Annotated in this window: 21 protein-coding genes; 10 read left to right on the top strand and 11 right to left on the bottom strand. The window is 63.0% G+C overall.

Going from position 1 to position 19,723, the window contains the following annotated elements; genetic code table 11:
* The first annotated feature begins 1 nt into the window (after position 1).
* From dctP to ASD44_RS07905, 5 genes are all read left to right on the top strand, one after another.
* The gene (gene dctP / locus ASD44_RS07925; RefSeq protein ID WP_056110459.1) at positions 2–988 is read left to right on the top strand and encodes a TRAP transporter substrate-binding protein DctP; all 987 of its coding nucleotides are present in this window, start codon (positions 2–4) and stop codon (positions 986–988) included.
* 72 nt (positions 989–1,060) lie between these two features.
* Positions 1,061–1,579: a TRAP transporter small permease subunit gene (locus ASD44_RS07920; protein ID WP_056110457.1), complete on the top strand. Its 519-nt coding sequence runs from the start codon at positions 1,061–1,063 to the stop codon at positions 1,577–1,579.
* Complete coding sequence (locus ASD44_RS07915; RefSeq protein WP_056110455.1) at positions 1,576–2,877, top strand: TRAP transporter large permease; 1,302 nt, start codon at positions 1,576–1,578, stop codon at positions 2,875–2,877. Before ASD44_RS07920 ends, ASD44_RS07915 begins: the two co-directional genes overlap by 4 nt.
* Positions 2,878–2,887: 10 nt before the next feature.
* Positions 2,888–3,319 (top strand): type II 3-dehydroquinate dehydratase, encoded by a 432-nt coding sequence (locus tag ASD44_RS07910; RefSeq protein ID WP_056110453.1) that lies wholly within the window; start codon positions 2,888–2,890, stop codon positions 3,317–3,319.
* A gap of 255 nt (positions 3,320–3,574) precedes the next feature.
* Positions 3,575–5,890: a glucose/quinate/shikimate family membrane-bound PQQ-dependent dehydrogenase gene (locus ASD44_RS07905; RefSeq protein ID WP_056110451.1), complete on the top strand. Its 2,316-nt coding sequence runs from the start codon at positions 3,575–3,577 to the stop codon at positions 5,888–5,890.
* A gap of 28 nt (positions 5,891–5,918) precedes the next feature.
* Here ASD44_RS07905 and ASD44_RS07900 read toward each other — a convergent pair whose 3' ends face one another.
* The gene (locus ASD44_RS07900; protein WP_310189099.1) at positions 5,919–6,503 is read right to left on the bottom strand and encodes a LysE family translocator; all 585 of its coding nucleotides are present in this window, start codon (positions 6,501–6,503) and stop codon (positions 5,919–5,921) included.
* Between the two features lie 67 nt (positions 6,504–6,570).
* Here ASD44_RS07900 and ASD44_RS07895 point away from each other — a divergent pair, with 67 nt between their 5' ends.
* Entirely contained in the window at positions 6,571–7,023 is a 453-nt protein-coding gene (locus ASD44_RS07895; protein ID WP_056110447.1) for a pyridoxamine 5'-phosphate oxidase family protein, read from the top strand.
* A 14-nt stretch (positions 7,024–7,037) separates the two neighbouring features.
* Here ASD44_RS07895 and ASD44_RS07890 read toward each other — a convergent pair whose 3' ends face one another.
* Entirely contained in the window at positions 7,038–7,472 is a 435-nt protein-coding gene (locus tag ASD44_RS07890; RefSeq protein ID WP_056110444.1) for a hypothetical protein, read from the bottom strand.
* 142 nt (positions 7,473–7,614) lie between these two features.
* Here ASD44_RS07890 and ASD44_RS07885 point away from each other — a divergent pair, with 142 nt between their 5' ends.
* The gene (locus ASD44_RS07885; RefSeq protein ID WP_056110442.1) at positions 7,615–8,493 is read left to right on the top strand and encodes a dienelactone hydrolase family protein; all 879 of its coding nucleotides are present in this window, start codon (positions 7,615–7,617) and stop codon (positions 8,491–8,493) included.
* 45 nt (positions 8,494–8,538) lie between these two features.
* Here ASD44_RS07885 and ASD44_RS07880 read toward each other — a convergent pair whose 3' ends face one another.
* Positions 8,539–8,988 (bottom strand): response regulator, encoded by a 450-nt coding sequence (locus tag ASD44_RS07880; protein ID WP_056115682.1) that lies wholly within the window; start codon positions 8,986–8,988, stop codon positions 8,539–8,541.
* Positions 8,989–8,996: 8 nt separating this feature from the next.
* The gene (locus tag ASD44_RS07875) at positions 8,997–10,091 is read right to left on the bottom strand and encodes a histidine kinase dimerization/phosphoacceptor domain -containing protein (RefSeq protein WP_244478734.1); all 1,095 of its coding nucleotides are present in this window, start codon (positions 10,089–10,091) and stop codon (positions 8,997–8,999) included.
* Positions 10,092–10,423: 332 nt separating this feature from the next.
* Between ASD44_RS07875 and ASD44_RS07870 the strand changes: the two genes are divergently transcribed.
* A complete protein-coding gene (locus ASD44_RS07870; RefSeq protein WP_056115677.1) occupies positions 10,424–10,672 on the top strand; it encodes a hypothetical protein in 249 nt (82 codons plus the stop codon).
* A gap of 196 nt (positions 10,673–10,868) precedes the next feature.
* Here ASD44_RS07870 and ASD44_RS07865 read toward each other — a convergent pair whose 3' ends face one another.
* Together ASD44_RS07865 and ASD44_RS07860 are read right to left on the bottom strand one after the other, a co-directional pair.
* On the bottom strand, positions 10,869–11,066 hold the full coding sequence (locus ASD44_RS07865; RefSeq protein ID WP_056110439.1) for a hypothetical protein: 198 nt from the start codon (positions 11,064–11,066) through the stop codon (positions 10,869–10,871).
* Between the two features lie 152 nt (positions 11,067–11,218).
* On the bottom strand, positions 11,219–11,701 hold the full coding sequence (locus ASD44_RS07860) for a thioesterase family protein (protein ID WP_056110436.1): 483 nt from the start codon (positions 11,699–11,701) through the stop codon (positions 11,219–11,221).
* A 110-nt stretch (positions 11,702–11,811) separates the two neighbouring features.
* Here ASD44_RS07860 and ASD44_RS07855 point away from each other — a divergent pair, with 110 nt between their 5' ends.
* Positions 11,812–13,227, top strand: coding sequence for an FAD-linked oxidase C-terminal domain-containing protein (locus ASD44_RS07855; RefSeq protein ID WP_056110435.1), 1,416 nt, complete (start codon positions 11,812–11,814; stop codon positions 13,225–13,227).
* Between the two features lie 62 nt (positions 13,228–13,289).
* Here the strand turns inward: ASD44_RS07855 and ASD44_RS07850 are convergent, their stop codons facing one another.
* The gene (locus ASD44_RS07850) at positions 13,290–13,700 is read right to left on the bottom strand and encodes a DUF3011 domain-containing protein (protein WP_056206750.1); all 411 of its coding nucleotides are present in this window, start codon (positions 13,698–13,700) and stop codon (positions 13,290–13,292) included.
* Between the two features lie 168 nt (positions 13,701–13,868).
* On the opposite strand from ASD44_RS07850, the gene ASD44_RS07845 reads away from it, so the two are divergent.
* Positions 13,869–17,774 carry an AsmA-like C-terminal region-containing protein gene (locus ASD44_RS07845; RefSeq protein ID WP_056110430.1) on the top strand — a complete coding sequence of 1,302 codons (3,906 nt, stop codon included), beginning with the start codon at positions 13,869–13,871 and terminating at the stop codon, positions 17,772–17,774.
* Positions 17,775–17,857: 83 nt separating this feature from the next.
* On the opposite strand, the gene ASD44_RS07840 is transcribed toward ASD44_RS07845, so the two are convergent.
* The 4 genes from ASD44_RS07840 to ASD44_RS07825 all read right to left on the bottom strand — a co-directional run bounded on the left by ASD44_RS07840 (position 17,858) and on the right by ASD44_RS07825 (position 19,685).
* Positions 17,858–18,079, bottom strand: a complete 222-nt coding sequence (locus tag ASD44_RS07840; protein ID WP_056110427.1) for a ribbon-helix-helix domain-containing protein — start codon at positions 18,077–18,079, stop codon at positions 17,858–17,860.
* A gap of 4 nt (positions 18,080–18,083) precedes the next feature.
* Complete coding sequence (locus ASD44_RS07835; protein WP_056110425.1) at positions 18,084–18,281, bottom strand: DUF4169 family protein; 198 nt, start codon at positions 18,279–18,281, stop codon at positions 18,084–18,086.
* 14 nt (positions 18,282–18,295) lie between these two features.
* Entirely contained in the window at positions 18,296–18,835 is a 540-nt protein-coding gene (locus ASD44_RS07830) for an SspB family protein (protein WP_056110423.1), read from the bottom strand.
* Between the two features lie 169 nt (positions 18,836–19,004).
* On the bottom strand, positions 19,005–19,685 hold the full coding sequence (locus ASD44_RS07825; RefSeq protein WP_056110421.1) for a TetR/AcrR family transcriptional regulator: 681 nt from the start codon (positions 19,683–19,685) through the stop codon (positions 19,005–19,007).
* Between the last annotated feature and the right edge of the window lie 38 nt (positions 19,686–19,723).

Raw genomic sequence — 19,723 nt, 5'->3', positions numbered from 1 at the left:
CATGAAACTTGAAATGAACCGCCGCCTGTTCCTGGCCGCGACCGGGGCCGCCGCCATCGCCTCGGCCCTGCCTGCCTTCGCGCAGGACAAGCCGAAACTGCGCTTCTCGGCCGTCTTCTCGGAGCAGGATATCCGCGCCGAGATGATGAAGAAGTTCGCCGACGCCATCAAGGACGACTTCACCTATGAAGGCTACTATGGCGGCAACCTGTTCAAGCAGGGCACCGAGCTCGTCGCCATGCAGCGCGGCAACCTCGAAATGGGCAACATCGCCCCGCAGGACATTTCCAAGCAGATCCCGGCATGGTCGATCGTCACCGCCGGCTACCTGTTCCGCGACGCGACGCATCTGAAGACGTTCTTCGCCAGCGAGCAGGGCGCGGAGCTGAAGAAGATGACCGAGGACCAGCTCGGCGTGAAAATCCTCGGGCCGACCTATTTCGGCCTGCGCCAGGTCGGCCTCAAGCCCGACAAGGAAATCAAGACGCCCGCCGACATGGCCGGCATCAAGCTCAGGATGCCGGGCGGCGACGCCTGGCAGTTCCTTGGCCAGGCGCTCGGCGCCAATCCGACGCCGATGGCCTATGCCGAGGTTTATACAGGCCTGCAGACCGGCGCCATCGACGGCCAGGACAACCCGCTGCCGAACGTCGAGAACATGAAGTTCTACGAAGTGATGTCGCAGATCGTCATGACTTCGCATCTCGTCGGCTTCGACCTGCTGGCGGTTTCCAAGAAGGTCTGGGATGAGATGGGCGCCGACAAGCAGGCCAAGTTCCAGGCTGCCGCGGACGCCGCGATCGAGTTCTCGACGCAGAAGCATCTCGACCACGAGAAGGAACTGGTCGAAACCTTCAAGGGCAAGGGCCTGAAGGTGTACGAGCCGGATGTCGCGGCCTTCCGCAAGTTCGCGCAGGAAAAATACCTGGCGTCCGACCTTGCCAAGGACTGGCCGGCCGGCATGATCGATAAGATCAACGCGATGTGAATGCGATCATGCCGGGCCGCTCTTCGCGGCCCGGCATCTTCGCCACCGTAATCGGCTGCGCTGGATAGGCTCATGACTCCCGGACTGAAACAGACAGGCGGCTGGCTCTACCGCCGCGCCGAGAACATCCTGGCGGCAATGCTGGCGCTGATGTTCGCGGCGTTCCTGCTGCAGATCGTCTTCCGCTACGTGCTCAACCTGCCGATCGGCTGGACCAACGAGATCAGCGTCATCCTGTGGATCTGGCTGGTGCTGTTCGGCGCCGCCTTCGTCGTGCGCGAGGAAGAGGAAATCCGTTTCGACCTGATCTATTCGGCGGTCGGCGCCAAGGCGCGGCGCGTCATGTTCCTCATCTCGGCCTTCGCCCTCATCGTCCTTTACGCCGTCTCTTTCCCGGCAGTCTGGGACTATGTGACCTTCATGCGCGTGGAGAAGACCGCCTATCTGAAGATCCGCTTCGACTGGCTCTATTCCATCTACATCGTCTTCGTCATCGCCATCATCGCCCGCTATCTGTGGCTGTCGTGGCAGGCCATGTTCGGCAAGGCGCCGGAAGAATTCGATCCGACCAAGGCGGGATCCGGCGTATGAACCTGACAAGCCCATTCTCGCTTTCCATCGTCGCCATCACGGCGCTGGCCTTCCTCGGCCTGCCCATCGGCCACGCCATGATCGCCGGCTCGATCCTCTACCTGCTGCTCGCGGGCCTCGACATGGGAACGGTGGCCGAGCAGTTCCTCAACGGCATGTATTCGAACTACATCATCCTCGCGGTTCCGCTGTTCATCCTCGCCGCCGAACTGATGAACATCGGCTCGATGACCGACAGGCTCATGGCGTTCTGCAACGCCGTCGTCGGCCGTTTCCGCGGCGGGCTGGCGCATGTGAACATCCTGCAGTCGATCATCTTCGCAGGCATGTCGGGCTCGGCCATCGCCGATGCGGCCGGCACCGGCAAGATGATGCAGCAACTGATGACCAAGGACGGGAAATATCCGGCGAGCTACGCGGCGGCGCTGACGGCGGCGACGGCCGTCATCGGCCCGATCATCCCGCCGTCGATCCCCATGGTCATCTACGCGCTCGTGTCGGATGCCTCGATCGGCTACCTGTTCCTCGGCGGTGTCATCCCCGGCCTGCTGATGGCGCTGTCGCAGATGGTCATCGTGTTCTTCGATGCGCGGCGAAAGAATTTCCCGGTCGAGAAGCCGACACCGGTGCGCGAACTGCCCGGCGTCACCTGGCGGGCGCTGCCGTCGCTGATGATGCCGGTGGTGCTGCTCGGCGGCATCTATACCGGCATTACCACGCCGACCGAGGCAGCGGCCGTCGCCGCCGCCTATGCGCTGCTGATTTCCGTGGTGCTTTACCGCAGCGTTTCCTTCGGCGAATTCTACCGCTCGGTGCTGTCGAGCGCTCGCACCACCGCCTCGATCGGCATGCTGATCGCCGGCGCGCTGGTGTTCAACTATGTCGTCACGGTGGAGAACATCCCGCAGTCGATCAGCGTGCTTTTGACGAGCTGGGACCTGTCGCCGACCGGCTTCCTGATCCTGGTCAACATCATCCTGCTGCTGCTCGGCTGCGTGCTCGAGGGCACGACGATCCTGCTGGTGGTGGTGCCGGTGCTGATCCCGACGGCGCATGCGCTCGGCATCGACATGGTGCATTTCGGCGTCATGGTCGTCGTCAACATCATGCTGGGGCTGATCACGCCGCCCTATGGGCTGCTGCTTTTCATCATGACGCGAATCGCCGAAGTGCCGCTGCGCGACCTGGTGCGGGACACGATGCCCTTCCTCTACGCGATGATCGTTTCGTTGGGGCTTATCACCTTCTTTCCGTCGCTGGTGCTATGGCTGCCGCGGCTGCTGGGATACCAGGGATAGGACGCGAACCATGAAGCCGATCTATGTCATCAACGGTCCGAACCTGAACCGGCTGGGCACGCGCGAACCGGAAATCTACGGACGCACCACGCTTGCCGAGATCGAGGCGCTGTGCCGCGACGCGGCGGGGCCGCATAGCGTGCGGTTCCACCAGTCGAATGCCGAGCACCAGATCGTCGACTGGATCCACGAGGCGATCGACGAGGGCTCCGGCATACTGATCAATCCGGCCGGGTTGAGCTTCCGGTCCATCCCCATCCTCGACGCGCTCAAGATGTTTCCCGGGCCTATCGTCGAGTTCCACATCTCCAACATCCACCGGCGCGAGGAAATCTACCACCATTCCCTGATGTCGAAGGCGGCCACGGCTGTGCTGGCCGGGCTCGGGCCGCGCGGCTACGGGCTGGCGATCCAGTGGCTGGTGGAGCAGCTGGACGTCTGAAACACCGTCAGGCTGTACGGGATTGTTTCTCCTCCGGCGGCGCGCTTCACTGAGCAACGAGGCCTCGACGGGTGCAGTCGGACCACGAAAGCATTCATGGGCCAAAGCCACCATGTCCGGGTTTCCCTTGTTCGTGACCGCCGCGTGACCCCCGTCTGCTTGACAGGGCGACGCTATCGGGAAAGGCTCGACGGATTGACATAATCCGGACCGGTTTTTCGGTCCGCGCGCAGTGAATTGCAAAGGGGTCACGCCATGGCCGTCCTGATCACCTCGATCATCCTCGCCCTCATCGGACTTTACCTTGGCATAGGGGGCGGATGGCTGATCGCGGCGGGCGGCAGCTGGTACTATCTCATCGCCGGACTGGCGTTTCTTGCCACGGCTTTCCTGTTGTGGCGCAGGCGCAGCACGGCGCTCTGGCTTTATGCCGGCATCTTACTGGCGACGCTCATCTGGGCGGTGTGGGAAGCGGGGTTCGACTGGTGGTCGCTCGGGCCGCGCGGCGGCATCATCGTGCTCATCGCGCTGTGGCTTTTGACGCCGTGGGTGCGGCGCAGGCTTGCCGGGCGCGACGGCCGCGCGCCGCTGATCCTTGCGGTGCTGGCGTCGTTCGGCGTGGCCGGCTATTCGATGTCGGTCGATCCATACGACATTTCGGGCGAACTTTCGGCCGATGCGGTGACGCCCTCGGCCGATCTCGGCGGCGCGGTGCCGCCCGGCGAATGGCACTTCTACGGCCGCACGCCCTACGGCCAGCGCTATTCGCCGCTGACGAAGATCAATCCCGGCAACGTAGCCAAGCTCGAGCCGGCCTGGACCTACCGGACGGGCGACATTCGCGGGCCGGACGACGTGACGGAAACCACCTATCAGGTGACGCCGCTGAAGATCGGCGAGACGCTCTACATCTGCACGCCGCACAATTTCGCCATCGCCATCGATGCGGCGACCGGCAAGGAGAAGTGGCGCTTCGATCCGAAGATCGGGCCGGAGAACCAGCGCCAGCACCAGACCTGCCGCGGCGTTTCCTACTACCACGACGTCAAGCTCGCCGCCGGCAGCGCCTGCGCCGAGCGCGTCTACCTGCCGACCTCGGATGCGCGGCTGATCGCGCTGGACGCGGCGAACGGCCAGGTCTGCCCCAGCTTTGCCGAAGGCGGCACGCTCAATCTGATGACCAACATGCCGTTTCCGAAGGACGGCTATTATTACTCGACCTCGGCGCCGCTGATCGCCGGCGGCAAGATCATCGTCGGCGGCGCGGTCAACGACAATTATTCGACCGAGGAGCCGTCCGGCGTCATTCGCGCCTTCGACGTGGATACGGGCGCGCTGGTGTGGAACTGGGATTCGGGCAATCCGGACGTGACGACGCCGCTGCCCGCCGGGCAGGAATACACGCACAACTCGCCCAACATGTGGTCGACGGCGAGCGCCGACGAGAAGCTCGGGCTGGTCTATGTTCCGCTCGGCAACCAGACGCCCGACCAGCTCGGCATGAACCGCAGCGAGGCGGTGGAGAAATACGCATCGTCGATCACCGCGCTCGATCTGAATACCGGGCAGGTGCGCTGGGTGCGGCAGACGGTGCACCACGATCTGTGGGACATGGACGTTCCGGCGCAGCCGTCGCTGGTCGACATCACCACCGCCTCCGGCGTCGTGCCGGGGCTGGTCGGGCCGACCAAGCAGGGCGACATCTACGTGCTGAACCGCGAGACCGGCGAGCCGATCCTGCCGGTGAAGGAAGTGCCGGCGCCGGGCGGGGCGATCCCCGAAGACAAGACCTCGCCGACGCAGCCGGTATCGGCGCTGAGTTTCAACCCGAAGCCGCTGACCGGCAAGGACATGTGGGGTATCACCCTATTCGACCAGCTGGCCTGCCGGATCGAGTTCCAGGGCCTGCGCTATGAAGGCCGCTACACGCCGCCCTCGGTGCAGGGCACGCTGGTCTATCCCGGCAATTTCGGCGTGTTCAACTGGGGCGGGGTCGCAGTCGATCCGGTGCGACAGGTGATGTTCGGCATGCCGACCTACCTGGCGTTCAAATCGCAGCTGGTGCCGCGTGATCAGGTGCCTGCGCCCGACGACGAGGGCAGGGGGTCGGAGCAGGGGCTGAACCGCAACGAGGGCGCGCCCTATGCGGTGGTGATGGGACCGTTCCTGTCGCCGCTCGGCATTCCCTGCCAGACGCCGCCCTGGGGCTATGTCGCCGGCGCCGACCTGCGCACCGGCAAGATCGCCTACAAGCACCGCAACGGTACCGTCTACGACATGACGCCGCTGCCGCTGCCGTTGAAGGTCGGCGTGCCGGGCATCGGCGGGCCGATGATCACCGCCGGCGGCGTCGTGTTCCTGGGGGCTGCCGTGGATGACTATCTGCGCGCCTACGACCTGACCACCGGCAAGCAGCTTTGGAAAGCGCGCCTGCCGGCCGGCGGCCAGTCGACGCCGATGACCTACGAGACTGCGGACGGCCGCCAGATGGTGGTGATCGTCGCCGGCGGCCATGGCTCGGTCGGCACCAAGGCGGGCGACTACGTCATGGCCTACACGCTGGGGAAGTAGGCGTATGAAGGTTTGCCATTGGTGACGGTCAGCGGGCCGTTGTCCATGCAAACCAAAGCGCAACGGCAGCCAGCAGCAAGGAAAAGAACCTCCTGGCGAGTCTCTCCCGTCCGGGGTCGTTCAAAACGGGTTCCAGCGATCCAGCCAGGAGCACGATGACAAGATGTATAAGCGTTGCAACGGTTACGTAGACCGCTGTGAGTATCATCGCCTGTCGTGTGGCCGACACGGTCGGGTCAATGAATGTCGGCAATACAGAGATATAGAAGACGCCCGCTTTCGGGTTGAGCAAATTTGTAATCAAGCCTCGAGTGAAATATCGGCCATGTTCAGTCGGGGCGCTGGCGACCACATCAGTGCCGCTGATCCATCCTTCCCAAGCGAGATAAAGCAGGAAGATCACGCCGGACCACCGCAGCATCTCGTATACAATGGCGGAGGCTTGTATGATTTCAGCGACGCCCAGTGCTGCAATCAGTCCAATGGTCGCCAGGCCTATCGCTATACCGGCAACGGTGGCCAATCCGGCGCGCCGTCCATTGCTGGCGGACACCAGTGCGAGATAGGTCATATTCGGGCCAGGCGTCAGCTCGACCAGCAGCGCCGTGATCAAGAATGGCGTCGTCAGAGGAGGCAATATCTGCGACAATCGCATCGGTGCTCGAGCAGGAGGGAATCGGATGCAGGTTCAAACAATGAGCAGGCTGCAGTGTACCAAGTTTTTGGAGACACAGCGCCTCGGCTATCTGGCCTGTGCTTTGAACGATCGTCCCTACGTGGTTCCAATTTACTATGCACTCGAAAACAATGCTATCTACTCGTTCTCGATGCCCGGCAAGAAAGTAGACATCATGCGCGCCAATCCGCAGGCAGCCATGGTCGTCGAGCAATTCTCAGACAACCGTTCCTGGACGAGCGTCATGGTGCAGGGTCACTATGAGGAACTCTCAGATGACGCGGATTTGATGGTTGAACGAGAGCGGGCCTGGTCCCTGCTCAGCAAGTACGCCAATTGGTGGGAACCAGGCGCATTGAAACCCTCAGGCGCACCAGCCGAGGATCATTCTCACCCTCTTTTCTACCGCCTTGTCATCGATGAGGTTGTCGGGCGCGAAGCCGTCAATGCGACCTAAACGGGGCCGCACACTCAGGTGAGCCCAAGCTGGCCTTTCAGGCTCGGCACCTGGGCCAGAACGTCCTCGATGGCCTTGGGGCCGGCGACCGACTTCGCCTCCTCGATCAGCGCCGTGCCGGCCTGCTGGATCTGTGCCATATCGAGGCCGGTCGCCTTCAACTGGGCGATGCCGTTGATGAGGGCACCGGCCTTTTCGCCGAGGGCACCGCCCAGCGCACCTTGCAGGGAGGACAGAAGCCCGCCGCCTGAACTGGCATTCGGGGCCATGACGTCATACTGCTCGGCCAGTTGCAGCGAACCCGGCAGCTTGTCGAACAGACGTTCGGCGCTGGTGCCTTCCGTCTCGTGCTGCAGCACCGACAGGATGGTGCCGACCACTTTCTCCATGGTCATCGGGTCGATATCGACCTTGTTCGAGATGGCGTAGATGATCTCCTGGACGTTCATGTCTTTCCTCTCTCGCCCCTGCCGCAGCGCGCCGCCCGATAGCGGCATGACCGGCCTACACGGGCCACTCACTTCGTCGTGATTAGACCATGCAGGTTCGACCGCTATCTAATCGCATCGGCGCAGAACGGAGAACACAAAAATGAACAAGCCCCTGATCACGCAGGCGATGATAGACGCTTATGATGAATATACGCATCTGACGCTCGACCGGCGCGGCTTCATGGAGACGCTGACCAGACTGGCCGGATCGGGCGCAGCAGCGGTCGCCATCGCGCCGATGCTTGCCACCAATGCCGCCAGAGCGGCGGTGATCGCCGATGATGACAGCAGGCTGAAGGCCGAGGACGTCACCTATCCGGGCAGCGGTGGCGACATGAAGGGATATCTGGCGCGGCCCGCCGACCAGTCGGGCAAGCTCGGCACCGTGATCGTGGTGCACGAGAACCGTGGCCTGAACGCCCATATCAAGGATGTGGCGCGGCGGGTGGCGCTGGAAGGCTATGTAGCCTTGGCGCCGGATTTCATGTCGCCGCTCGGCGGCACGCCAGCCGATGAGGAAAAGGCGCGCCAACAGTTTTCCACACTCGATCCCGCCCAGGTGCAGGCCAACGCGGTTGCCACGGTCGCGTTCCTCAAGGGCCACGAGAGCGGCAATGGCAAGGTCGGCGCGGTCGGCTTCTGCTGGGGCGGCGGCACGGTCAACATGCTGGCGGTGAACGCGCCGGATCTTGCCGCGGCGGTGGCTTATTATGGCGCGCAGCCTAAGCCGGAGGACGTGCCGAAGATCAAGGCGCCGCTGCTTCTCCACTATGCCGGGCTGGACGAGCGCATCAATGCCGGCATCGATGCCTTCCGCAAGGCGCTGGACGAGAACGGCAAGAAATACACGCTTTACATCTATGAGGGCGCCAACCACGCCTTCAACAACGAAACGTCGGAAGCCCGCTACAACAAGGCGGCGGCTGACCTTGCCTGGCAGCGGACGGTGAGCTTCTTCAAGGAAAATCTTTCGGCCTAGATCAATCCGACTCGAAAAGCCCACCCGCGGAGGGTGGGCTTTTCATCAATTGTGGGAAGGCGACCACGCCGATTGATAGTCGGGCGACAGGGTGAACCCGGTCGGACAGGTTGAAACCGGTGGTGGTTCCCGCACGCCTTCCTGCAAATAGCGCAGCGCCGAATTCAGGCCGGCCATCGTATAGGGCTTGGCGATGACGCCGACAGCGCCGGCATAGTTCTCCGGAATTCGCTTTGAGTTGGCCGTCATGAACACGACCATCGAATTGTCCTTGCCGACTATATACTCGGCGACATCGACCCCCGTCGGCCCGTCTGTCAGGTGAATATCGACGAAGGCGATGTCGGCGTCGACCGTATCGATCAGTTCGCGGGCTTCGCTGGACGAGGTTGCCCAGCCGACGACTTCATGACCGGCGTCCTCGATCAGGCTTTCCAACTCCATGGCAAGGAGCGCCTCGTCTTCGACAATCAGCACCTTGAGCGGCTTCAACATCATATACCTCACTGCATTTCGTCGGCAGGCAGTTTTATCTTCACGCGGGTGCCGGGATTGGCGTTCTCCCAAGTCACTTCGGCACGCAATTGGCGGGCCAGCGAATGGATCAAGCGGGTCCCGAAGGAGGTGCTGTTTTCCTGTTTGCCGTCAAAACCCACGCCGTCATCGGCGATTTCGATATTGATGTGCTCACCGTGATTGTGAAGCCGCACGCCCAACGTGCCCTTCAAGCTCTCGTCTCCACCGTTCTTGAAGGCGTGCTTCAAAGCGTTCGTGACAAGCTCGTTCATCATCAGCGCAACAGGTGTCGCCTTGTGAGCAGATATAATGACTGGCTGCAGATCCAGTTCCTTACGGATTTCACTATGGCCCGACGCGGTCAGCAGATCGGAGATCAGATCGTCGGCAAAGTCGGCCAGATCGAAACGGCTGACATCCTTCGACTGATAGAGCCGCCGATGGACTGTGCCAAGCGCTTCAATCCGCGAAAGCATGGCATCCAGCGAATGGCGCGTTTCCTCGTCCTTTATGGTGCGCTTTTGCATGACGATCAGCGACGCGACCATCTGGAGGTTGTTCTTGACCCGGTGATCCACCTCGTGGATCAGAACCGTCTGCGCTTCGAGGGCCTCTTCCAGCTCCCGGGTTCGCTCCTTGACGGCGGCTTCGAAACGCTCCTTGTCCGCCTTCACCCTGTGCTCGGACTCCTTGCGGTCGGTTACATCCAGTTGCGAGGCGAAGAAGAACTGCACCTCGCCGCGATCGTTGGAAACAGGACTGATGTACAGTGCATTCCAGAATGCCGAGCCGTCCTTGCGGTAGTTCAAAATATCGATCGATATATCCGAGTTGGCCTGGATGGCCTGGCGCACCCGCTCGACCGATTGGCGATCGGTGTCGGGGCCCTGGAGGAACCGGCAGTTGCTGCCGAGGACCTCATTGCGCGAATATCCGGTCAGCCGCAGAAAGGCGTCGTTCACGAATACGATTGGATTGTCCGCCTTGCGCGGGTCGGTGATGATCATCGACATGCGGGTCGCACGGATGGCTGCGGCAAATGGATCGCCCTTGCCGTGTTCGGCATGCAGGTCGTCCGTCATATGCCACGCGTCAGGTGATTCCCTGGTCGGTTTAAATTCCATCATTTCACTCCAAGCCTCTGGCGGGCATAAACGGGCCGGGAGCGGATTTGGTTCAATCTTGAATCGTTTCGAGATGAAAAATGGATTCCGGATCCGACGATAACGTCATGATTTCCATATCAATTCTGGAATCCGCGATCTATGCGCAGTTGAAGCGCGGGTTTGACGCAAACGGAAACTGCGAATCTGCGCGGATGGGGTCTGTCCGGCTTCACTTTGCGCTTGCTCCGCATGGGAACTGGCGTAAACCTGTCCCGGCGATATAGATGCGAAAGTTCGAGGAATCGCGGATGGACGATAATTTCGACAAGGCGGCAATCGCCGTCATCATCGTGTTCGGGGCGCTAGTCACCGGCGGCCTGATGGCTGCGAATCTGGTCAACGGGGACCGCAACGGTTTTCTGATGGCGGTGGGCGCCGCGACCGCCGCATGGGTCGCGGGCCACGCGATTCTCTTCGACCTGCCGCGTATCTATGCCGCGCTGGTAGCGCTGGCGGTCATCCTGGCCCTGGGAGCCACGGCGGCCTACGCGTTCTAAAGCACGCCGGATGAAAATGGATTCAAACGACGTGCTTTAACTTCTCGTTTTTATGCATGTCGCTTTCCCAAAACCGCTGCGTATTTGGGCGACATGCATCAGGGCAAGTCGCTATCCAGCCAAGACGAAATGGTCAAGGCAAATACAAAATCTCAGGCGGACGAATGCGTTCGGGCCATTAGGCTCGGGGCAGATTTCAGGCGTGGCCGCGCTTGGAGCGGGCCTGCTTGAGGATGACGCGCCAGCGGATCATATCCATGGGGATAGGCTCGTTGCTGTTGGCGATCTGGAATATCTCGTTGTTGAGGTTCTTGAGCGACCGCCAGAAATCATAATCGCTGATGCGCGGATCGGCTGCGAGCTTTGCCGAGGCGGCCTCGATGTCGATTTTCATGCTCGTTCCTCAAGCCGGCCTGCTTTTTCGTCCGCCGCCTGGTTCCGCAATCCTGACAACGGTTCTTGAATCCCTTGCCGATTCGTTCAAGAGCCGATCCGGCTTATGCACCTTCAAGATTTGTTAAGGTTAACGAGCACGGGCTCGGCGGGTCAAGCCGATTTGCGGCGGATGCCGATCGAGGCGCCTGCGCGCTGTGGAGAAGGCAAATGCGCGTGGGCGGCCCGCATGGCCTCGACGTTCATCACGATGTCGGCGGGGAAGGGGACGACTTTCGGCCCGGCCATATCCACATGCAGGGTCAGCGTCTCGCATGTCGCCGCCAGCCAGCCCTCGGCGTGGCGGATTTCCTGGTAGGCGCGTATGCGTTTCTCGTCATGGTCGAGCAGGTGGAAGGAGACGGTGACGCTGTCCTTCAAATGCAATTCGCGCACATAGCAGACATGGGCTTCCGCGACATAGGTGGTGTGGCGGCGCTGCCTGGCATAGTTCGGCCCCATGCCCATCAATTCAAAGGCCGCGTCGGAACCGCGATCGAACAGAACATTATAGTAGGCCATGTTGAGGTGGCCGTTATAGTCGATCCATTCGGGCTCTATCTTCATGGCTGCGGAAACATAAGGCGCTGGGGTCATCGAAAGGTCTTCCAAGGCTGGACAGGCTGCGGCCGATCAGACTACGCATCGGGGATCGAAGGACAAGGGCATCTTTGGGGGCAGCTCCGGCCCCTATGCGGAGGAACAACATGGCGCTGGGCGACCTGGCATCGGTAAACCGCAACGAGGAAGGCATTGCCGCCGTGCTCGGCATCCTGAAGCAGCGTTTCGGTGAGCGGCTGCAGACCGGGCAGGCGATGCGCGAACAGCACGGCCACACCACAACCTACATTCCCAACCAGGCGCCGGACGGCGTCGTCTGGCCGGAAAGCACGGCCGAGGTGCAGGAGATCGTGCGCGCCTGCGCCGAGCACCGCGTGCCGGTCATCGCCTTCGGCGTCGGCACTTCGCTGGAAGGGCATGTCAACGCGCCGGGCGGCGGGGTTTCGGTGGATACGTCGCGCATGAACCGCATCGTGGCCGTCAATGCCGAGGATCTCGACTGCACCGTCGAGCCCGGCGTCACCCGCGAAGACCTCAATCACTACCTGCGCGATACAGGGCTGTTCTTTCCCATCGATCCCGGCGCCAATGCCACGCTTGGCGGCATGGCGGCGACGCGCGCTTCCGGCACCAATGCGGTGCGCTACGGCACGATGCGCGAGAATGTGCTGTCGCTGACGGCGGTGATGGCGAGCGGCGAAGTTGTCACGACCGGCAAGCGGGCCAAGAAGAGCGCCGCCGGCTATGATTTGACCCGGCTACTGATCGGCTCGGAAGGCACGCTTGGCGTCATCACCGCGCTGACGTTGAAATTGCAGGGCATTCCGCAGGCGATTTCCGGCGGCGTCTGCCCGTTTCCGAGCCTCGACGCCGCCTGCCAGGCGGTGATCGCGACGATCCAGATGGGCATCCCGGTGGCGCGGATCGAATTGGTGAACGCCCTGCAGATGCGGGCGATGAAGACCTATTCCAGGCTGGACTATCCGGAAAGCCCTTGCCTGTTCGTCGAGTTCCACGGCAGCGAGGCGAGCGTGGCCGAGCAGGCCGAGACGTTTGGCATGATCGCCGAGGAGCAGGGCGGCGGACCGTTTCTGTGGACCAGCGTGGCGGAAGAGCGGGCCAAATTATGGAAGGCGCGGCATGAAGCCTACTGGGCGTCGCTGACGCTGCGGCCCGGCGCCAAGGGCCTGTCGACCGATGTCTGCGTGCCGATATCGCGGCTGGCCGAATGCGTGACGGAAACGGAAGCCGACATCGCCGAAATGGGGTTGATCGCGCCGATTGTCGGCCATGCCGGCGACGGCAACTTCCACGTTCTGGCGCTGATGGACCCGGAAGATCCGAAGGAGATCGCGCTGGTGGAAAAATTCGTCGCGCGGCTCAACGAACGCGCAATCCGCATGGACGGCACCTGTACGGGTGAACACGGCATCGGCCAGGGCAAGGCCGGGTTCCTGCGGAAGGAACTCGGGCATGGCGTCGACGTGATGCGCACAATCAAGCAGGCGCTCGACCCGCTCGACATCATGAACCCGGGAAAAATCCTGCCGGCGCAGACCTGACCGGCCTGCCGCGCTTACGGGAAATCAGGGTCGCCGGGTCTTGAAGTCCGGCAGGGTGTCCGTCAGTCCCGGCACCCGCCGAACGGGCAGGGAGGCGGGCCTTCTCCGCGACGCCGGCCATACAAGTCGTCACCGGGCATGATCATGATGCCGCTGTCGTCCTCGTCGTCGTAGCGGCGGTTGTCATATCTCCGGCCGTAGTCAGAGCGGTAGCGCGGGCGGGCGCCTTCGGCGAACACGGCGCGGCAGCCATTGTCCACCCAGATGATGCCGCGCTCATAGCCCCATGTGCGGTTACGCACGCAACTGCGCTTCGACCTCTGCTGGACGATCACAGGGGCGCGGAAATAGGACCGGCACTCGGTGTACTGATTGCCCTGCGATTCGCAGGCGATGGCTCGCCCCTGAGCCGCGGCAGGCGACAATCCCCAGCCTGCGAATGCAACGAAGAAAACAGCAATAAACCTCAGCATGTCTTCACCTTTCTCCCGCAGGAAAATCCTATGCAAAGTCGATAACGCGCGCAAGACACCCAGTGTTTCGCTCCGCAGCCTGGAAAAGGGCAGGCTTAACGAATTGCCACTTTATCGACACGCCAATGCGGCTAGAGTGCGTTGGGTTCCTAAAAATATGTCGGGGTGATGCTCGCTCGCCTGTTTGTTATATTCGGCGGTCTTTTCGTGCTGGTGCTGCTTGCGGCGCTGGTGGCGCCTCCCTTTATCGACTGGACTGGCTACCGGGCCGATTTCGAGCGCGAGGCGAGCGCCATACTCGGCCGCAAGGTAACGGTGAAGGGCGACGCAACGGCGAGGCTGCTGCCGTTTCCATCGGTGACGTTCAGCGACGTGTCGGTCGCGGGCGGCCCTGACGGGCAGCCGGCCATGACCGTGGAAACCTTTTCAATGGACGCCGAGCTGGCGCCTTTCCTGCGCGGCGAAGTGCTGATCTACGACATGCGGCTGGTGCGGCCGAGGGCGACGGTGGATATCGCCGCGGACGGTGGCGTCGACTGGGCGATCCGCCCCTCCTCGCCCTTCGATGCCGGCCACGTCGCCATTGAAAAGCTCACCGTCACCGAAGGACAGGTGACGATTCTGCATGAGTCCGGAGCGCGCAAACACCTGCTGTCGGAGATCAACAGCACGATCTCGGCCAAATCGCTGGCCGGTCCCTGGCGGCTGGACGGGTCGCTGCGCATCGACGGCATGCGGACGAAAATTGCCGTGGCGACGGGAAGAGTGGATGAGACCGGCGCGCTCAGGGTCCGTGTCAGGGCCGACCCCGACGCCTATCCGCTGACCGTCGAGACTGACGGCACCGCCCGCATCGACAAGGGCGGGGCGGATTATTCAGGACAGTTCAGGATCGCCGGCGACGACAAGAACACTGCGCAACTGCGCGGCAGCGACGGCGAGCCGGTCAAGGTCAGCGCGGGCAAGGCGGAACCCGGATACAGGTTGAACGGCAAGTTCCAACTCGATCATCGCAAGCTGACGGTCGACGCTTTCCGTTTCGAAACCGGTCCGCTGAACAATCCCTACACGGCGGACGGAAAGGCGTCGGTCGATCTCGGGCCGGCTCCGCGCTTCGCCGTCGAGGCCAGCGGCGCCCAGGTGCAGTTCGATGAGGCGGTCGGCGCCGATACCAAGGCCGCGCTGACGCTGGCGCAACGCGTGTCGGGGCTTGAAACCGCGCTGCTCGACCTGCCTAAGCCGACGATTCCAGGCACGGTCGAAGTGAAGCTGCCGGCGGTGGTGGCGGGCGACACGACAATCCGCGATGTCAGGCTTTCGGCAGAGCCCGCGCCAACCGGGTGGACCGTCAAATCGCTGGCTGCGACCTTGCCCGGCCGCACGAAACTCGAGGCAAGCGGGGCGGTGAGCGTCGCCGGCCGGCTGGGCTTCAAGGGTTCGCTGCTGCTTGCCGTGGCGCAGCCTTCCGGTTTCGCAGCCTGGCTTTCAAAGGATATCGATGAGGCGATCCGCCGTCTTCCGGCCGCCGGCTTCAAGGCGAACGTCGACATGACCGACGCGCGCCAGACCTTCAGCGATCTCGAACTGATCCTTGGCAAAGCCAGATTCCACGGCTCGATCGATTCCGCCCAACCGGAAAACGCTCGGCCTTCGGTGCAGATGAAGCTGGACGGCGATGAACTGGACGTCGAGGGGCTGACGGCGTTCGTCTCGCTTTTCGTTTCCGACAAGGGCGCCAACCGCTTTGCCGACCGCGATCTCGATTTCCAGATCAAGGCCGGGCCCGTCACCGCCGCCGGCCTGACCGCCGACAGGATCGACACGGCGCTGCGGCTGCGCGCCGGCACGCTGGAAATCGATCGGCTTTCGGTCGACGGGCTCGCAGGCGCGGCCATAAGCGCCACCGGACGCATCGAGGATTTCCCAGCCAATCCGACCGGCAATATCGATGCATCGGTCGTGTCGCTGGATCTTGCGCCGCTGATCGATGCGGCGGCGCGGCATTATCCGGGCAATGCGGTCGTGAAGGGGCTCGCGGCGCGCGCAAGGGCTTATCCGGGCCTGTTCAATGAAGCGCAGGTCGATCTGGTCGCCAGCATGGCCGGCACTGGCGATGGCAGCATCGGCGTGGCGCTGTCGTCGCATGGCAGCGCCGGCGGCTCGGCCTTTTCCGCCTCGCTCTCGGGACAGGGCAGGCCGGACGATCTGGCGAATGCGCCACTCACCGTGACGTTCAACGCCAAGAATGACGACGCGACCGCGCTGCTGGCGCTTTACGGCGTCCCGGTTCTGCCGCTCGGGGTGGCGGGCGAGGGCAGCACCGACCTGTCCGCCAAGGGAACGTTGCGCGACGGTCTTTCCACCCAGTTCGGGCTTTCCGGCAATGATTTCAGCTTCACCTTCAATGGAACAGTGGCGAATGGTCAGCAGGGCGCCGTTGCGAGGGGCAGGGCCAGCCTCGACGCCGCCGACCTCGAACCGTGGCTGATGACGACCGGCATCGCGCTGCCCGGCATGGGCGCTGGCATGGGCACGACCTTGGCCGCCGACGCCGATTATGGCAGCGGCCTGCTGGTGCTGAGCGGGCTCAACGGAACGATCAACGAGGCGGCGGTCGCGGGCGACATCAATGCCGAGATCAAGGACGGGCGGCCGCATCTGGCCGGTGCGCTGGAACTGGACGAACTGGATCTTGAACCGGTGGCGACCATGCTTTTCGGCAGCACCGCCTTGGAAAGCGTCGCCGAGGGCTGGCCGGTTGCTCCTTTCTCCGGAAAGTCGAACGCCCCCTTTACCGCCGACCTGGACATCCGCACCGGCGCGCTGGCGGCCGGCGCCTTCGCCACGGTCTACGATGCGACAATGGCTTTCAAACTGGGCGACGAGGCGCTTTCGGTCTCGAACATCAAGGGCAAACTGTTCGGTGGCGAGTTGGCCGGACTGTTCGAGCTGAAGAACAATGGCGGCACCGGCCTTTTCACCGGCCAGGCGACGCTTTCCGGCACGGACCTGACGATGATGCTGCCCGATGCCGGCCTAACCGGAGCGGCGGGGCTCACGACGACGGTTTCCACCAGCGGCAAGTCGGTGGATGCGATGATCGCATCGCTTTCCGGCTCGGGGACGGTCTCGCTGAAGGGGCTGACGATCGCCAACGTCAATCCGCAGGCGTTTCCGGCTTTCATCACGCAGGCCGACGCCATCGGGCGCGACATCGATGCCGGGAAAACCGCCGCTTTTGCGCCGCCGCTGGCGGCAGCCGGCAGTTTCGGCGCCGCCGATACCGACATCGCCTTCACGCTTGCCAACGGGACGCTGCGGGCGCCGCCCGTCACCTTCGAAAACCCGGCGGCGACGCTGAGCGCCGATCTGAGCGCCGACCTGAACGCCGGCACCGTCGCGGCGCGCGGCGCGATCGCCTACCGGCCGGGCGACGAGGCGCTGGTCGGTTCGGAGCCGATCGTGAACTTCAGTCTCGACGGTGCGCCTGGCGCGACGGTGCGGACATTCGACAGTGCGCCGCTGGCGCAATTCCTGACGCAGCGCGCGCTGGAGAAGGAGCAGCGACGCGTCGAGGCGATGCAGGCCTCATTGCTGGAAAAGCAACGGCTGCGCCGCGAGGTCCGCTATTACGCTGCGCTGCAGGATGAACGCACGCGTGCGGCCGCGGAACTGCGCCGCCAGCAGGAGGAAGCGGCCCGCAAGGCCGAGGAAGACAGAAAGGCCGCGGAAGAAGCCGCCAGGGCGAAGGCCGATGCCGAAGCGAAGGCGGCGGCGGACGCAGAGAAGGTGAAAGCCGCTGAAAAAGCTGCGGCCGAGGAAGCCGGACGCAAGGCGGCTGAAAAAGCCGTCGCCGAGGAAATCGAGCGCAAGGCCGAGGAAGCGCAGCGCATCGCGTCGGAGGAAAAGGCCAGGCAGGAGGCGGAACGCAAGGCCAGCAGCCCGGCGTCTCAGCCGGCTCCCCAGCCCGCGCCTCCTGCGGAACGGACACCGGTGCCATCCCCGGCGCCACAGCCAACACCGCTGCGCCAGCCGGACGCGTCGCCGCTGGGAGACGTGTTCGACACTCAATGATTTTGGGCTGTCATTCGTATGCGGATAGCCAGGATGCCTGATGATCGGGTGTTGTTCGCGAGCCTTTGCGGACGCAGGCTATATCAGCGGCGGGCGGACTTGACCTGCTCGAGGACATAAATCCGCAGCGCTGACGACAAATTGCTTTCGCGGGGTCTGCCTTCGTCGATCTCGGCAATCAATGCCGCCAGCGTCACGTTCCGTGCGGCGGCGAGAGCAATGAGTTCGTCGTTGAACGGCTTTTCCAGCGAGTAGCTGGTGCGGTGCCCGCGTATGCTGACGGATCGCTTCTCGACCGCGCTCACGGTTTCACTCGTCCTCCGAAGGAGGATGGGGCTCCAACCGGTGGCCGTCGAGCAAGCGGTTGGCCTTTTCGCTGGCCAGCCGTCGCTGCACCTGATCGGACGTCGTGCGCCCGTGCTGGAGGCGGTTCTGCTCGGCCGTGCGCTCCTTGTCGGCGCGCGCCTTGCGTTTGCGGGCCTGGCGGAGGTTGACGATTTCGGCCATGGCCGTGCTGAAGCTTATTTCTTGCGGAAGGCGTCGAGCGACACGACGTCGGCGCCTTTGCCGGACGGATCGGCTGCCGCCGCGGCCGCGGCCGTCTTGGCCGCATCGGCGGCCTTCTTGCTTTCCGGCTTTTTCTCCGTCGGGATTGCGACGGGGCCGGTTTCGACATTTTCCGCCGTCGCCGCAATGGGGGCTTCGGTCCGGACGTCGAACTCGACCTCGAAATTGACCGAGGGATCGTAGAAGCCGCGCACGGCGGAGAACGGGATTTCAAGCTTCTCGGGCACGTCCGAGAAGGACAGGCCGATCTCGAAACCGGTGTCCGACACCTTCAGGTCCCAATACTGGAACTGGATGACAATCGTCATCTGTTCCGGGTAGCGCTCGCGCAGCCGGGTGGATATCCGCACGCCGGGCGCGTTGGTCAGGAAGGTGATGAAGAAGTGGTGATTGCCGGGCAGACCGGTGCGCGCAACCTCGGCCAGGACCTTGCGCATGACGCCGCGCAGGGCTTCCTGGGTAAGGATGTCGTATCGGATGTGGTCGTCGGCCATGCGGCGGTCTGGGTCCTTTGAATCGCCCGCATAGCTGTAATCAAGCTTCGCGGCCTCGTAAACTGGATATAAGGCCCCGCCGGACGATAGGCAGGGGCCGATACAGAAATTGATCGGAAAATTCGGTCGGACAAACAGTCGTCCGCGACAGGACTAACAGGTCCTGACCCTATGCTTCGATGGTTTCACGCCGTCTGGCTTTTGCCGGCTGCTTGCCGAAAGCGCGGAGGAAGGTACGCACGGCATTGGCCGCGGCCTTGCGAATTTCGGCTTCCGTCGGTGTCTGGCCGAACATGAACTTGGTCTGCAATTCGGCATTGACGAGGGCCAGGAACTGCCGCGCCGTCAGGTCCGGGTCGTCGATGTCGAGGAACCCTGCATAGGCGAGACGGGCGAAGCGGGCAGCAAGAGCGGACCAGATTTTCGTCGAGCCCTCGTCGCGCCACTCGGCGAACAATTCAGGGTAGCGCTCGCCCTCAGCCTGGATGAGCTTGCGCAGGAATTTGCCCTCGCGGTTGCAGAGGCAGTTGCAATTGAGCCGCACCGCGAAGGCGGCGAGGTCGGCCTCGAGGTCCTTCGGGTGATCGGGGAAGGTGGCGAGCGTGGCAAACACGCCGGCGTTGGACTGTTCCGACAGGTCGCGCACCACCGCCACGAAGAGGTTTTCCTTGTCGCCGTGATGATTATATACGGTCTGCCGCGATACGCCGGCTTCGACCGCGATCAGGTCGATATTGGCTCCTGCGAAGCCCTCCCGGCAGAACACCGCGCCGGCTGCATCAATGATGGAGACGCGCTTGGCTGTATGGCCGCGTGGCGGGAAAGTGTCAGGAGAGGCGTGTGCTTTCATGAAAAAATATATACAGGTGATTGACGAATTGGACAAGT

The sequence above is a fragment of the Mesorhizobium sp. Root554 genome (assembly GCF_001427025.1).
Classification (GTDB): domain Bacteria; phylum Pseudomonadota; class Alphaproteobacteria; order Rhizobiales; family Rhizobiaceae; genus Mesorhizobium.
The sequence above is the reverse complement of the archived record's forward strand: the minus strand, read 5'-3'. Positions and strand labels throughout refer to the sequence as shown.